The sequence below is a fragment of the Microbacterium sp. K36 genome (assembly GCF_004794355.1).
GTDB lineage: Bacteria > Actinomycetota > Actinomycetes > Actinomycetales > Microbacteriaceae > Microbacterium > Microbacterium paraoxydans_D.
In genome coordinates, this window is the sequence record NZ_SSDN01000033.1 from 1 (window position 1) to 14105 (window position 14105).

Consider the following 14105-nt stretch of genomic DNA (forward strand, 5'->3'; position numbering starts at 1 on the left):
CACCCACTCGTTGACCGTGAGCTCGGCCCCGCGGAACTGCTCCGTGATCGTTCCCCGCCGGGTGAACCCGCCGTGACGACACACGGCGTTCGACGCGGGGTTGTCGGCCCCGGGGAACGCGAGCAGGAGCCGCCCGTCCTCCGCTCGGCCACGCAGCACGTCAACGAGCAGAGCGAGAGCGCGGGCCGCCACCCGCCGGCCCTGCGCGGCGGGCAGCACGAACCAACCGGTCTCCCACGCCGGCTCGTCCTGCCACGCGATCCGCCACGCGCCGATCGAGCCGAGAGGCTGCCCCTCGTCGTCGACGATCGCGAACATCAGGGCCTCGCCCTCGGCGACGAGGCGCAGGTATCTCTCGTGTCGCGACTGCACCTCCGCCGCGCTCTCCGGCCCATTGAGGTGCGCCGTCATCTCCGGGGTGTTCGCCGCCCGCAGGAGAGGGAGATCGTCGGCCGACCAGGGTCGGAGGCTCAGTGTGTCCACGCTCGGAGCCTTGCACGCCCCACCGACACCGGAGACGACGATGCGCCCGCCGCGGACGGATCCACGGCGGGCGCATCGGTCGGGGTCAGTGGCCGCCGAGGTCCTTGACCAGCTCGGCCTCGTCCTCCTTGGACAGCGAGGTCTGCACGACGGTGCCGTTGTACGGGGCCAGCGCCTCGGCGAACTTGTCCTCGGTGAGCTTGAGCGCGTAGATGACGACGGCGGACTTGCCGGCCGTCACGGTGGCCTTCACGCGGTCGCGGAACTCGGCGTCGATACCCGTCTTGTCGAGACCGGAGAACAGGGCCCCGAGGAGGCCGCCGAACACCAGGCCGGCGACCGGGATGAAGAACAGGATGCCGATCAGCGCACCGAACAGAGCACCGGAGGCGACGCCGAGGCCGATCCTGCTCCCGGCGCCCGGGTACTCCACCTTCGTCTTGCCCTCGCCGTCGACCTTCACGAGCGCGAGACCGGCGAGCTCGACGACGAGGTCGTCCTGCAGTGCCTGGACGCGGTTGTAGGCGCCTTCCGCGTCGCTCTCGGTGTCATAGGAGATGACGATCAGTTCAGCCATGGTTTCCTGCTTTCGTTGCGATCGGAGATGCTCTCCACGCGCGCAGAGGCACCGGTCTTCGCCACCGACCCTAGGCGCGCCCCCGCGCACAGGACAGAGCCGCCGTCGATGTTCACCCTGGTGACTCCGCAGCGGCGATGTCCGTGGCCACGCCTACCGTCGCTGTCGTGCCCGAGTCCGTGCAGCAGTGGTGGGCGAGACGCCAGTTCTCGCGCGGACTCGACGTGCCCTACGCGGTCGGCACCTACCGGGCGGCGTGGGCGGCCTACCCCGAGCTCATCCGCCAGTACCACCCGGAGCTCAACCACGGCATCGCGCTCTCGCAGATCCCGTTGGGGGCCGATGTGCTGCTCTGCTGGGAGTGTGCCGTCGGCCACCTGTTCGCGGCGACGCCGACCGAGCAGCGCGAACGCCCGGGGCGGGTGCGACGGCGCTCGTCCTGGTGCCCCGAATGCACGGCGCTGGCGCGTCCGCAGCCCGTGATCCTCGGAGAAGCGCGGGCACTCCCCGCACGCCCGAAGAGACAGGCGCCAGCGCTGTGCACGAAGACTCCCGCGCTGCCGACGGGCACCGCGTTCCTGAGCGCGTGCGCTCCGAAACCGGCCTCGGCGGCGGAGGGGAAGCTGCGGCAGGCGCTGGCGGCGCGACTGGTTTTCCCCGACGGCGTCAACGCGATCAAGGTCGCGCGGCCGTTCTTCCGGCACACCGAGGTCTGGCCCGACATCCTGCTCCCGGAACTGCGGATCGCGATCGAGTACGACACGGTCGGCCGACACGGGCTGGAGCACGTCGGGAAGAGGGAGGAGGCCGATCGCCGGAAGGATCGCGCGGTGCGGGGCGCCGGCTGGGAGGTCGTGCGGGTGCGGATGGGGAAGCTGGAGCCCCTCGGACCCTTCGACCTCCCGCTCACCTCCCTCGGCGCGAGCGGCATCGCCCGGCTGATCGACCGGCTCCGCGACATCCGTGGCGCCCTCCTGGTCGACGCCTACCTGCGCTGACGTGCGGTGCCTCACCCAGTTAGATACTCGAAGAGGGAGCGATCTAACCGTTCCCCCCGTCAAGCGCAACCCCCGTGCGCGATGACGTGCAGAGGCGCGATGATGCCCTCATGAAACTCGTCTCCTACGCCGGCCAGCAGCTTCTCACCTCTGACGACGTCGCGGAGACCCTGCTCACCCTGGCCGCCGCCATCGCCAGGGAGGGCGAGTCCGAAGCGGTCGAGATCCCGATCCTCCTGGAGGGCGAGAAGGACTGGGCCGACCTCCTCGTCGGCGTCGGCAACGACGTGCTCGTCAGCCCTCACCACACCGTGGACGCCGACCCGGACTTCTCCTCCGAGGTCGACGAGCTGCGGTCCCACCGCCTGTTCCCCAAGCCGCCGAGCGAGACGTCATCGCCGGGCGACATCGAGGTCCCGGCGCTTTCCGACTTCGACATGGGTCACGGCCTCTGACGGCGTGACCGCCCGCTCCCGGGGAGCACATTCGCGCACACCGTCGCGGAGGGCGACCTCGCGGTCGGCATCCGCGATCACCGCCGCGTCGTGCGTGACGCAGAGGACGATCGTCCCGCGATCCGACTCCTCGCGGAGCACGGCCCGGATGCGCCGCACCGACTCGGCATCGAGGGCCGTCGTCGGCTCGTCCACGAGCAGGATTCCGGCCTCCGCGGCCAGGCCCTGAGCCAGGAGGACCCGCTGCTGCTGGCCACCGGAGAGCGCCGCGAAGGGCCGCCGCTGCAGCCCCGACACGGCGGTGCGCTCCATCGCCGCCGCCACGGCGGCGCGAGCCCGCCGATCCTGTCGCCGGAAGGTGCCGAGCCGCCCCCAGGTTCCGACGGCAACGACATCCCGAACCGTGAGCGGAAGGCCGGGAGACACCACGGCACGCTGCGGCACGAAGGCGATCGCACCGGACACGCTCCGCCGCCCCCGGATCGGTGAGCGCACCCCGGCGACCACCTCCACCAGCGTCGACTTCCCCGCGCCGTTCGGACCCGTGACGACGACGAACTCGCCCGCCTCGACCGCCAGGGTGAGGCCGCGCAGCACATCGCGATCCCCGATCCGGACGGCGACGTCGTCGAGTCGGAGAGAGGGGCCGGGGGTCACGGTCTCGATCGTCATGTCTCCAGTTTATGAATTTGATAATCATTCTCAACTAAGAATAGGCTCGCGTTCCGTGACCCTCTCGCTCGCCGCCCTGCTCGCCCCGTTCACGCTCGAGTTCTTCCAGCGCGGGCTCCTCGGCGGCGCGCTCGTCGCCGTCCTCTGCGGGGTCGTCGGGACCTGGGTCGTCGTCCGCGGAATGGCATTCCTCGGCGAGGCGCTGGCTCACGGGATGCTGCCCGGCGTCGCCCTCGCCACGGTGCTCGGCATGCCCGTCCTCGCGGGCGGGGCACTCAGCGCCGTCGCCATGAGCATCGGCATCGGCGCCCTGCAGCGGCGCGCCCGCCTCTCCTATGACACGAGCATCGGCCTGCTCTTCGTCTCGATGCTGGCGCTGGGGGTGCTGATCATCTCCCACTCCGGGAGCTTCGCCACGGACGCGACCGCGATCCTGTTCGGCGACATCCTCGCGATCACCCCCGCCGATCTCCTCCTGCTCGCCGCGGCCGCGGTCCTGGGAGTGGCGGCCGCCGTCCTCTGCCATCGGCCGTTCGTCGCGCTCGCCCTCGACGCCCGGATCGCGACGGTGCTCCGACTCCACCCGCGGTGGGCCCAGGCGGCCCTCGTCGGACTCGTGACGCTCGCGGTGGTGGCGTCCTATCAGGCGGTCGGTTCGCTGCTCGTCGTCGGGCTGCTGCTCGCGCCGGCGGTCGCCGCCGGACAGTGGACCACGCGGCTGCCGACGCGCATGGTCCTGGCCGCCGCCTTCGGGGTCGCCGCGGTCGTGGTCGGACTGCTCACGTCCTGGTTCGCGGCCACCGCGGCCGGGGCCTCGGTGGCCGCAGCCGCGATCGGCCTCGCCGCGCTGTCCTGGGCGGCGCGGAGCGCCGTGACTGTCCGACGATCCTCCGCGCTCCGCACCGCGCGCACCTCCCTCTCCTGAGCCCCGAAAGGACCTCATGCCCTCCCGTCTCCTGTCTCTCGCAGCCGCCGTCGCCCTGACGTTCGGCCTCGCATCCTGCGCCGGATCCTCGATGCCGAGCCCGACCGCCCCCTCCTCCTCCGCAGACGGACATGGCGCGATCGCCGGAGCCGAGGAGGTGGCCGAGCCGCAGCTCGGCCTCACGACCATCGACCACGAGGGCCAAGTGACCCACCTCGACCTCCTCGACGAGAGCGTCACCGCGCTCGGCACGATCGCGGCTCCCGCAGCGATGACGACCGACGGCCGGTACCTCTTCGCCGACACCGGCGACGGCGTCGAGGTGGTCGACAGCGGCGTCTGGACGTGGGATCACGTCGACCACTTCCACTACTACCGCGCCGAACCCGCCCTGCTCGGCGCGGTCGCGGGCGACGGCCCGGCGACGGTCGCGACGACGAACAGTTCGACTACCGGCGGCATCGGCATCTCCTTCGCGGACTCCGGAGACGCCGTGCTCCTCGACACCGAGGCCCTGTCGAAAGGGGAGATCCGGGAGCGGTTCCGCATCGAGCGCGCTCCCCACGAGGGATCGGTGGTGCCGATCGGGTCGTTCGCGCTGGTGACCGAGACCGACGGGGAGACGGGCGGAGTCGTCGTCGGCTACACCGCGGACGGCGAGCGCACCGGGCTCCGGGAGACCTGCGTCGCGCCGGCCGGCACGGTCACGACCCGGGTCGGCGCGGTCATCGGCTGCGCGGATGGCGCCCTCCTGGCGCACGTGGAGGACGGAGGCGTCGTCGTAGACCGCATCCCCTACCCGGAGCATGCGGCAGCGGGGGCCGTGTCCTCCTTCCACAACCGCGAGGGCCGCCCCACCGTCGCCGGCCTCGCCGGGGCCACCGACATCCGCCTCCTCGATACCCGGACCCGTTCCTGGACCCTCCTCACCGCTCCCGCCCCACTCGTGCAGGTGACGGCCGTCGGCGACGAGGACGACACGCTGCTCGCCCTCGCGCAGGACGGCCGCGTGCTCGTGCTCGATGCGGTCGACGGGGGCGTGCGGGCGGAGACCTCTCCCCTGGTGGCCGCGTCGCTGGCCGCGGGCGAGACCCCGACCCTCATCGCCGACCAGCACCGCGCCTACCTCAACGGGCCAGCGGAGCACCGGCTCTTCGAGATCGACTACGCCGACGACGCCCGCCTCGCGCGTAGCTTCGACACGGACGACGCCCCGGCGTTTGTCGCCGAGACGGGACGCTGACATGCGCCTCCTCCGCGCCACCGTCGCCACGGTCCTCGCCGCGCTCATCGCAGCCGCCCTGACCGCCTGCGCCACCCCCGCCGATGCACGGCCGGTGGTCGTCGTCACGACCAACATCCTGGGTGACGTGGTCGGCGAGCTCGTCGGCGGTCAGGCGCGCGTCGTCACCCTCATGAAGCCGAACGCGGACCCGCACTCGTTCGAGATCTCCGCGCAGGAGGCCGCCACGCTCCGGGATGCCGACCTTCTCGTCTCCAACGGACTCGGGCTCGAGGAGGGCCTGCAGCAGCATCTCGACGCGGCCGTCGCCGCCGACGTGCCCTCCTTCGTGGCCGGTGAGGCGATCGAGGTCCTGGACTACCGCGACGGCGACGCCGCAGGGATGCCGGACTCGCACTTCTGGACCGACCCCGGGCGCATGGTCGACGTCGTCGACGCCCTGGAGCCCGCCCTGGTCGCGCTCGACGGGGTCGACGCCGACACCCTCGCGACGGACGTCGCCGCTTACCGCGACGAGCTGATGGCGCTCGACGCCGAGATGACGAGCGCGTTCGCCCGGATCCCCGACGACCGTCGGGCGCTCGTCACCAATCATCACGTCTTCGGCTACCTCGCCGACCGGTTCGACTTCGACGTCGTCGGCGCCGTCATCCCGGGCGGGACCACGCTCGCGGCCCCCTCGGCTTCCGACCTCGCCGACCTCGTCGACGCCGTGGAGGAGACCGGCGTGCCCGCCGTCTTCGCGGAGTCCTCCTCCCCCGACCGGCTCGTCCAGGCGCTGGCCGAAGAGGCCGACGTCCACGTCGAGGTGATCGAGCTGTTCACCGAGTCGCTCACCGCGGAAGACGGCGGCGCCCCGGACTACCTGACCATGATGCGCGTCAACACCGCGCGCATCACCTCCGGTCTCACCCGTTGAGACCACCCCTCACAAGAAAGAAGCACCGCATGAAGACACTCCCCCTGCGCCGGGCGCTGGTCGGGGCCGTCGCCCTCGGCGCCGCCGTGACGCTCGCCTCCTGCTCGACCAGCCCCGGGTCCGGCTCCGCCGGAAGCGATGCCCCGGAGTCGGACCCCGGCCCCCGGGTGGCCATCTCGTACGACGGCGGCATCCTCGTCCTCGACGGCGAGACCCTCGACACCGTCGCCGATTTCGACTCCGAGCCGTTCACCCGCCTGAACCCGGCCGGTGACGGACGCCATGTCATGGTGACGATGAGCGAGGGCTTCCAGGTGCTCGACACCGGGGCCGGGTCGACCGACGACGCCACCTTGACCGACACCGTGTTCGAGGCCGACACCCCCGGCCACGTCGTCCGCCACGGCGGGAAGACCGTCCTCTACGCCGACGGCACGAGCGACACCACGATCTTCGACACCGCCGATCTCGGTGACGGCGGCATGCCGGAGGTGGAGACCGTGGACGGCGTCGAGGCGCACCACGGCGTCTCGGTGCTGTTGGAGGACGGCACGTTCCTCACCACGGTGGGCGATGCGGACGGTCGCAGCGGCATCGTGGTGCGCGATGCGGAGGGCGCGGAGATCGCCTCGTCCGACCAGTGCCCCGGCGTCCACGGCGAGGGGACGGCGGCGGACGAGGTCGTGGTGTTCGGCTGCGAGGACGGCGCGCTCGTCTACAAGGACGGCGAGATCACCAAGTTCGCCGCTCCCGACCAGCCGTACGGCCGCATGGGCAATGCGTACGTGAGCGAGACGAGCCCGATCGTCGTGGGTGACTACAAGAACGACCCCGACGCCGAGGGCTACCTGCTCCGCGCCGTCACGCTCATCGACACCGCGGCGATGACCTTCGAGGTCGTGTCCCTTCCCGAGGGGGCGGAGTACACCTTCCGCGACGTCGTGCGCGGCCCGGACGACCTGGCCTACATCCTCGGGGCCGATGGCGCCATCCACGTGCTCGACCCGGAGACCGGCGAGGTCACCGACTCCTACCCCGTCATCGAGGCGTGGGAGGGACCCGCCGAGTGGCAGGACCCGCACCCCGCCATCGTCGTCGCGGGCGACATCGCCTACGTGACCGAGCCGGCTGCGAACAGCGTGCACGCCGTCGACCTCACCACCGGCGAGGTGCTCACGAGCACCGAGCTGGAGGTCACGCCGAACGAGATCGCGCCGGCCGCCGGCTGAGGCTCGGCACGGTGGGTCCGTCCCGTTCCGGGCGGACCCACCGTGCGTGTGCGGAGGAGCCGGATCAGCGTGATCCGGGATGTCCGTGGCGCGTTCGCCGGAGACGCCGCCCCGCGAGGAGCGCGGCTCCGAGGAGGACGAGCAGACCACCGGCTCCGGCCGCCGCGGCCGCACCCGGCGCGAGACCCGTCGTCGCGAGGTCGGAGGCGGATCCGCCGGTGGACCCGGTCCCCGGCCCGGAGCCGCCGTCCGTTCCGGGATCCGGGTTCTCGGGTTCGGGTTCCGGTTCGGGCTCGGGGTCGGGACCGGAGCGGGGGTCGTAGACGTTCGTGACCGTGCACACGGTGTCGGCCCCTGCGATCACCTGGACGATGTCGCCCTCCAGCGCTCCTCCGGTGCACTCCCAGCCGTCACTGCGGTAGTCCGCTGTGGGCACGCCCGCGACCGCCCGCTCCGAGAGCCGGAACGCACCGGCTCCGAGCGGAGCGAGGGTCACCGCGGTGTCGCCGGATACCCCCTCGATGCGCGGGCGCGGGAACTCTCCGCCGCCGATAGCGCGCAGGGTCCAGTCCGTGGCGTCGGCCGGACCAGTCGGGGCCCCGGGGGCGTTCCCGACGATGGCCTTCCGGAGCGTCAGAGTGCCGCCGACGAAGGTGTTCGTCGCGGTGCAGATCGCGTCGTCCCCGAATCCCAGCGTCGCCGTGATCCCGTCCCAGGTCGTGCCGGTGCAGGACCACTCGCCCTCGTACCCGCTCGGACCGTCCTCCGAGAAGATGTAGTCGCCCGGCGGAAGCGACATGTCGGTGACGAACTCCGACCCGCTGGGACCGGAGAGGGCCGCGTTGCCGGGGCCGCGCGCCTTCAGCTCGAAGTCGGCGGGCACGGCGCGCCCGCGCTCGCCGTTCACGACCTGCTTGACGAGCGTGAGGTGCGGAGTGATCGACGCATTGGTGATGATGCACACGACGTCGGCGGACGGCGGCACCTGGACGACACCATCCGTCGCTGACGCGCCGGAGCAGTTCCAGCCGAGCGGGTCGTAGCCGGTGGGCCCGTCCAGCTCGCTGAGCGTCCAGGCGCCGGGGGCGACGGCCGCCTGGGTGACCGCCGGGGAGTTCGCCGGTCCCGAGACCGTGGCGGTGCCATCGGTGGCGGACAGGGTCCACGCAGAGGGGAGGGCCGGAGTCCCGAAAGCGGACGCGACCTGCTTGCGCAGCGTCAGGGTCGACTGGGTCCAGCGATTCGTGACGGTGCAGATCACACTCTCCAGCGGCACGACCTCGACGGTGTCGCCGGTGCCGACGGGGGTGCCCTCGTCATCGACGCATGACCAGCCCTCGCTCGCATAGGAGCCCGCCTCCGGAGCGGTGCTCGCCTCCGACAGCGTGAAAGTCCCCGGAGCCACTGCCGCGAAGCTGACCTTGCCCGAGCCGGAGGTACCGCTGATGACGGTGTCGGCCGACCTCGCCGTGAGCTCCCAGTCCTCCGCCGCGAGCGGACCGCCACCCGTGTTCACGACGTTCTTCACGAGGGTGAGCTGGCCGACCTCGAGGGTGTTCGTGACGGTGCACGTGACATCCGCCCCCGCCACGACGGTTACGGTGTCGGCGGTCAGGGTGCCACCGGTGCACGACCACGGCCCGTCCGCATACCCGGCAGGACCGTCCGCCTCGGCGAGCGTGTAGTCGCCGACCGGCACCGGGACGCGGGTGACCGCAGCGGATCCGGAGCCGCCGGTCACCGTCTCCGGGCCCGCGGCGGTCAGGGTCCAGTCGGACGGCGGCTGGTCGCTGCCCACCACGTTCTTGACGAGAGTGAGCCAGCCGCCCGCGAAGGTGTTGGTGATGCGGCAGGTGATGTCGGAGCCTTCGCGCACGGAGAGGAGCGCCCCGTCGAGCCCGCCGTCGCTCGTGGCGTCGACGCAAGTCCACGCGCCACCGCTGTATCCGGCGGGGCCGCTCTCGGCGAGCGTGTAGGCGCCGGGGTCGATGGAGGCATGGTCGACGGCGTCCGAGCCGGAAGGGCCGGAGATCCGCTCGGGTCCGGTCGCGGTCAGGACAAAGTCCGATGGGGCGGCCAGCGGGTATCCGGTCGCCGCCGGGTCGACGACGTCCTTGACGAGCGTCAGGTGGGGAAGATCCCCGGTGTTCGTGATCTGGCAGGTCACCGCACCGCCGAGGGTCATCTCGAACTGATCACCGGTCACCGCGACGGCGGTGACCGCACCGGTCGTCAGGTCCCGCCGCTCGCAGGTCCACGGCCCCGGCACATAACTTCCCGGTCCGCCGGATTCGCTCAACGTGTAGGTGCCGATCCGCGCCGGCTGGTTCTGCACCGCAGCCGAGCCGCCCGCACCCTCGATGGTCGAGGGCCCCTGCGCCCGCAGGGTCCACTCCGACGGAGTCGCACCCCCGCCCTGCACGTTCTTGACGAGTGTGAGGCTGCTCCGGATCGCGTTGTTCTGCACCGTGCACGTCATCGACTGGTTCGCGGTGATGGTGATCGTGCGCTCCGGCTGCGTCGTCACGTCGCCGTCGCAGTTCCAGGAGAAGAAGGCGTAGCCCGCCACACCGCCGGTCTCGAAGATCCGGTACGTGCCCGGCGGGATGAGGCGCGACTGCACGCCGTTGAGGCCGTCGCCGGTGAAGGTCTCCCCCGTGGCCACGTTGACCGCGTGCATCGTCCACAGCGTGCGGTCGCCGAGACTGGCGCCGGTGTCGAGGTTCTCGATCGCCTTGAAGAGCGACAGCCTGGCGGTGGGCTCAGCGGCGACGGCGGGAAGAGCACCACCGACGCCGACCACAGCGGCCAGCAGCACGCCCAGGACTCCGAATCGGACTTTTCGCATCGAACGGCCCCCGCCCCGGGTGCGGATGCCACCCGTCACCTCACCGTAGGGGCGGGGACCGTGGCAGGGCAAGGGTCGGTGGAGGCCGGCACAGCATCCCCCTCGTCTCGGGTTCGCGCAACCCCCGTGTCCGAACACCCACTCTCCTCATAGGACTGGATCGCGGGAGCAGCGCTCGCGCCGACGCCGAGGAGGAGCCATGTCGAAGGCAGCCACAGGACGAAGCGGATCCGCGTCCGCTCCATCGCCCGAGCACGACGAGAAGCCGGACAGCCCGACCGATCTGCAGAAGCGGTCGTGGAAGTACGTCCTCGTCAAGAGCGTCCGGGAGTTCTCCGCCGACCAGTGCATGGACGGCGCGGCGGCCCTCACGTACTACGCGGTGCTCTCGATCTTCCCCGCCATGATCGCCGTCTTCTCGCTGCTCGGCGTGTTCGGCCAGGGCGGGGCCGCCGCCGACGCGGTGCTGGGGATCATCGGCGACGTGGCACCGCCGGAGACCGCGAAGGCCCTCCGCGGGCCCATCGAGCAGATCTCCCAGGCGCCCGGCGCCGGGATCGCGCTCGTGTTCGGAATCCTCCTCGCTCTCTGGTCGGCGTCGGGGTATGTCGGAGCGTTCAGCCGGGTGATGAACCGCATCTACGAGATCGAGGAGGGGCGGCCGTTCTGGAAGCTGCGTCCCATGCAGCTGCTCGTCACGCTCATCACCGTGGTCTCCCTGACGATCGTCGCCATCGTGCTCGTGCTCTCCGGGGATGTGGTGTCGGCGCTGGGCGACGCGATCGGCGCAGGCGAGGGCGTGCAACTCGCGTGGAGAATCGCCAAGTGGCCCCTGCTGCTGTTCGTCGTCGTCTTCCTCGTGGCGATGCTGTACTACGCGACCCCGAATGCCAAGCAGCCGAAGTTCCGGTGGATCAGCGTGGGTGCCCTCGTGGCGATCGTGGTGCTGGCCGTCGCCACCCTCGGATTCGTGCTCTACGTCACCACCTTCTCCAACTACGAGCGCACCTACGGATCGATGGCGGGCGTCATCGTGTTCCTGCTCTGGCTATGGATCGCGAACCTCGCCCTCCTGTTCGGCGCCGAGTTCGACGCCGAACTGGAACGCGGTCGCCAGCTTCAGGCCGGCATCGCCGCCGAACGCGACATCCAGCTTCCCGCGCGCGACACCCGCCAGAGCGACAAGCGGGCGGAGAAGGAACGGAAGGACATCGAGGAGGGTCGGCGCATCCGCATCGCGAACGAGGACGACGGAGGGGAACCGCAGCGAGACGAAGCCCCGCGGTCCTGATGCCGGGGTGGGGCGCGGCCGGGCCGCGCCCCACCTGCTCAGCGGAGGTTCGCCCGACGACGGATCCGGAGGAGGGCACCGGCGAGCAGGAGCCCGAGGCCGGCGACCGTCAGCGGACCGGTCATCAGTGTCGGACCGGAGGCGGCGAGCCCTTCACCCTCGTCACTGCCGCCGCCTTCACCGCCGCCACCGCTCGGCGATTCGACGGGTTCGTAGGTGTTGGTCACCGTCACGACGACGGGCTCCGTCGCGGCCGCGTCGACCGTCACCGTCTCCGGTTCGATGGTCTGCGCGGCGAGGGTGACCGCGTCGTTGGCGCCGTCCGCGGATTCGCTGACCGTGCACGTCGCCCCGTCCGGCAGGCCGGAGAAGACGATGGGATCCGCCGTCGTGGCCCCCGCGGGAATCGTGGCAGAGACGACGACGCCTTCAGCCGGCGCGGGAGTGCAGGTGAGGTCGATGGTGATGGCGTCCTGGAGCCCCGCGCCGTCTCCGGCGATGATCTTCTGCACGGAGATCTCCCCGGAGGCATACGGGGTCGCTCGAACCCCGGCGCGGAGCGGGAGAGTCGTGGTCTGCGCGAGGACGAGCTTCTGCGCCGCAGGTCTGTCCGACGACTCCGTGTCGTAGAGATACACGGTGCCCTGCGTCAGCGATGCCTGGGCGGTGATCCGGAATCCGTTCACGGGTGCGGAGGGCCCGGTCCATCGCGCCCAGAGCTGGGTGCCGGAAGCGACCGCGGTACCGACGGGAACAGGCTGGGTTCCCGCCTGATCCAGGAAGACCTCCACGCCCACAGCCGCGTCGAGCGCCCCGCTGGTGGTGCCGGAGACGGTGAACGGGCCCACGATCGATCCGTCCTCGGGCACCGTGGTCGTGTCGGGGTCGATGGCGAGCGTCGGCACGGACGGCTCCGGGAGGCCGCCGCTGTCGAGGGCGGCCTGCACGACGGCGGCCGTCGCGTTCCGGATGGTCGCGTTGGTCCCCGTCGCCAGCACGAAGCCGTCGCTGAAGTACCAGATCGCACTCTGCACCGCGGCGACCTGCTGCGAGAGCGGGAGACCGGAGAGCGGGTTCGCGGTGTTGAAGGGGAAGTAGTTGTTCAGGATGTAGTTGATGTAGTCGAGGTTGGGCACGTTCGACGCGTCCCACTCCCCGATGTTGTAGCCGGCGCCGATGCCGGTCTCCGTGCTGAAGTCGATGCAGTAGGCCGACGCGGTCGCTCCGGAGACGGGGTCGGCGATGGTGATGAGCTGCGGACTCACGGCCTCCACCGAGGCGCCGGTCGCCGGGTACGCGCCGGGAGTCGGCGCCAGGGTCGTGAGCTCGCCCGTCACGTTCGTCGGGTACTGCGAGCCGGTGATGGTGACCTGCGTGAAGAAGCCCGCCCGCGGCAGCACGGGGTCGGGATCCCACAGCGCGGACGCCGGCGTCGCGCCGAAGAGCACCATCGCCGCCGCGATGGCCGTCGCCAGAAGTGCCCCTGCTGTCCGCGAGCGTGCGCGCCTGGTCTCCGTGTGCATGGTGTCCCTCGATCTCGCCGATGATCCGAGTGACGGGTTCTCCGACTGCGACAGCCCGCCGTTGCTCACCGACGATAAGCCTGAGCGCCATGCGATCACAGGGGCCGAGAGGATGATCACCCGGGTGAGTCGAGCCGCTGCGGCCCCTCCGGGGATCGCTCTCGCAGCGGAGCGCCCGCCGGGGGAGGGAGGTGAGTGGCAGGCGCTCCGTCAGCCGCAGCGTGACCGTCGAGGCCCCCCAAGTCGATCCGTGCAGCACGTTCAGGATGAACCATGCGCACGGTCCGCGCAACGGCTGTGTCCGTCAGTGTCCGTGCGCGAGTTGCTGCACCAGCACGACGACGCCGCCGAGCCCGACGAGGATGCCCAGTGCGATGAGCTGCTGCCACCACCTCACCCCGGTACGGCGGACGGCGACGTACCCGATGAGCCCGAGGATCGCGACGTAGACGACCGAGGCGATGGTCAGCGCTGTCCGCAGCTCGATCCATCCCAGCACGGCGGCGAGGAGGACGAGCAGCGGGACCGCCGCCGAGCCGAGCGCCGTGCCGGTGAGCCCCAGGACCTCGCGCAGGTCCGATCCCCGGGGGAAGCTGCCATGCGTCGCGAGGTGCGCGACCAGATCGGCGGCGAAGCCCGCCAGCGCGATCGCGACGATGCCGATGAACAGGGTCACCGTGGCCTGCAGCGCGCTGATGTGCGCCACGTTGGCGTTCTGCACGAGCACGATGGCGAGGCCCGTGAAGGTCGCGTACACGCGCTCCTTGATCGCGGCGCGGTCGTGCTCGGGCCGAGCGGCATCGGAGTCCGGCGTGCTCATGGGCGGGATGCTATCAAGACCCGCCCTGCTGACCGAAGCAGGAGACCGTCCGGACCGCCGAACTCCGCGCGTCGACATGGTAGCCGGTCACCGAGGGACGATGCCAAGGGGTCGATCCGCAA

The 14105-nt window shown here is 71.2% G+C and carries 13 protein-coding genes; 7 read left to right on the forward strand and 6 right to left on the reverse strand.

The window, feature by feature from the left end; translation table 11 throughout:
- Both DW296_RS01455 and DW296_RS01460 read right to left on the reverse strand, forming a co-directional pair.
- Positions 1 to 483: GNAT family N-acetyltransferase (locus tag DW296_RS01455; protein ID WP_136050786.1), on the reverse strand; the 483-nt coding region annotated here is incomplete at its 3' end.
- An 85-nt stretch (positions 484 to 568) separates the two neighbouring features.
- Positions 569 to 1060: a DUF1269 domain-containing protein gene (locus DW296_RS01460; RefSeq protein ID WP_025102547.1), complete on the reverse strand. Its 492-nt coding sequence runs from the start codon at positions 1058 to 1060 to the stop codon at positions 569 to 571.
- A 167-nt stretch (positions 1061 to 1227) separates the two neighbouring features.
- On the opposite strand from DW296_RS01460, the gene DW296_RS01465 reads away from it, so the two are divergent.
- Together DW296_RS01465 and DW296_RS01470 are read left to right on the forward strand one after the other, a co-directional pair.
- On the forward strand, positions 1228 to 2058 hold the full coding sequence (locus tag DW296_RS01465) for a zinc-ribbon domain-containing protein (RefSeq protein WP_136050787.1): 831 nt from the start codon (positions 1228 to 1230) through the stop codon (positions 2056 to 2058).
- Between the two features lie 110 nt (positions 2059 to 2168).
- Positions 2169 to 2513, forward strand: coding sequence for a hypothetical protein (locus DW296_RS01470; protein WP_136050788.1), 345 nt, complete (start codon positions 2169 to 2171; stop codon positions 2511 to 2513).
- Here the strand turns inward: DW296_RS01470 and DW296_RS01475 are convergent.
- Complete coding sequence (locus DW296_RS01475; protein WP_136050789.1) at positions 2451 to 3185, reverse strand: metal ABC transporter ATP-binding protein; 735 nt, start codon at positions 3183 to 3185, stop codon at positions 2451 to 2453. The two genes, DW296_RS01470 and DW296_RS01475, sit on opposite strands and share 63 nt — an antisense overlap.
- Before the next feature lie 55 nt (positions 3186 to 3240).
- On the opposite strand from DW296_RS01475, the gene aztB reads away from it, so the two are divergent.
- Genes aztB through aztD form a run of 4 tightly spaced genes read left to right on the forward strand, consistent with a single transcriptional unit; the run spans position 3241 to position 7501 of the window.
- Positions 3241 to 4110 carry a zinc ABC transporter permease AztB gene (gene aztB / locus DW296_RS01480; RefSeq protein WP_240742950.1) on the forward strand — a complete coding sequence of 290 codons (870 nt, stop codon included), beginning with the start codon at positions 3241 to 3243 and terminating at the stop codon, positions 4108 to 4110.
- A gap of 16 nt (positions 4111 to 4126) precedes the next feature.
- Positions 4127 to 5353 carry an ABC transporter gene (locus DW296_RS01485; protein ID WP_136050791.1) on the forward strand — a complete coding sequence of 409 codons (1227 nt, stop codon included), beginning with the start codon at positions 4127 to 4129 and terminating at the stop codon, positions 5351 to 5353.
- A gap of 1 nt (position 5354) precedes the next feature.
- Positions 5355 to 6272, forward strand: a complete 918-nt coding sequence (aztC, locus tag DW296_RS01490; RefSeq protein WP_136050792.1) for a zinc ABC transporter substrate-binding protein AztC — start codon at positions 5355 to 5357, stop codon at positions 6270 to 6272.
- Between the two features lie 29 nt (positions 6273 to 6301).
- On the forward strand, positions 6302 to 7501 hold the full coding sequence (aztD, locus tag DW296_RS01495; protein ID WP_136050793.1) for a zinc metallochaperone AztD: 1200 nt from the start codon (positions 6302 to 6304) through the stop codon (positions 7499 to 7501).
- Positions 7502 to 7565: 64 nt separating this feature from the next.
- On the opposite strand, the gene DW296_RS01500 is transcribed toward aztD, so the two are convergent.
- Complete coding sequence (locus DW296_RS01500; RefSeq protein WP_136050794.1) at positions 7566 to 10349, reverse strand: hypothetical protein; 2784 nt, start codon at positions 10347 to 10349, stop codon at positions 7566 to 7568.
- Positions 10350 to 10548: 199 nt separating this feature from the next.
- Here DW296_RS01500 and DW296_RS01505 point away from each other — a divergent pair, with 199 nt between their 5' ends.
- Positions 10549 to 11640, forward strand: coding sequence for a YihY/virulence factor BrkB family protein (locus tag DW296_RS01505; protein ID WP_136050795.1), 1092 nt, complete (start codon positions 10549 to 10551; stop codon positions 11638 to 11640).
- A gap of 38 nt (positions 11641 to 11678) precedes the next feature.
- On the opposite strand, the gene DW296_RS01510 is transcribed toward DW296_RS01505, so the two are convergent.
- Positions 11679 to 13163, reverse strand: coding sequence for a thioester domain-containing protein (locus tag DW296_RS01510; RefSeq protein WP_136050796.1), 1485 nt, complete (start codon positions 13161 to 13163; stop codon positions 11679 to 11681).
- 304 nt (positions 13164 to 13467) lie between these two features.
- Entirely contained in the window at positions 13468 to 13983 is a 516-nt protein-coding gene (locus DW296_RS01515; protein ID WP_136050797.1) for a hypothetical protein, read from the reverse strand.
- Positions 13984 to 14105 lie beyond the last annotated feature (122 nt).

Coding starts and splice junctions, on each gene's coding strand:
- DW296_RS01460 (WP_025102547.1), bottom strand. CDS start 1,060: ATGGCTGAACTGATCGTCATCTCCTATGACACCGAGAGCGACGCGGAA.
- DW296_RS01470 (WP_136050788.1), top strand. CDS start 2,169: ATGAAACTCGTCTCCTACGCCGGCCAGCAGCTTCTCACCTCTGACGAC.
- DW296_RS01475 (WP_136050789.1), bottom strand. CDS start 3,185: ATGACGATCGAGACCGTGACCCCCGGCCCCTCTCTCCGACTCGACGAC.
- DW296_RS01485 (WP_136050791.1), top strand. CDS start 4,127: ATGCCCTCCCGTCTCCTGTCTCTCGCAGCCGCCGTCGCCCTGACGTTC.
- aztC (WP_136050792.1), top strand. CDS start 5,355: ATGCGCCTCCTCCGCGCCACCGTCGCCACGGTCCTCGCCGCGCTCATC.
- aztD (WP_136050793.1), top strand. CDS start 6,302: ATGAAGACACTCCCCCTGCGCCGGGCGCTGGTCGGGGCCGTCGCCCTC.
- DW296_RS01500 (WP_136050794.1), bottom strand. CDS start 10,349: ATGCGAAAAGTCCGATTCGGAGTCCTGGGCGTGCTGCTGGCCGCTGTG.
- DW296_RS01505 (WP_136050795.1), top strand. CDS start 10,549: ATGTCGAAGGCAGCCACAGGACGAAGCGGATCCGCGTCCGCTCCATCG.
- DW296_RS01510 (WP_136050796.1), bottom strand. CDS start 13,163: ATGCACACGGAGACCAGGCGCGCACGCTCGCGGACAGCAGGGGCACTT.
- DW296_RS01515 (WP_136050797.1), bottom strand. CDS start 13,983: ATGAGCACGCCGGACTCCGATGCCGCTCGGCCCGAGCACGACCGCGCC.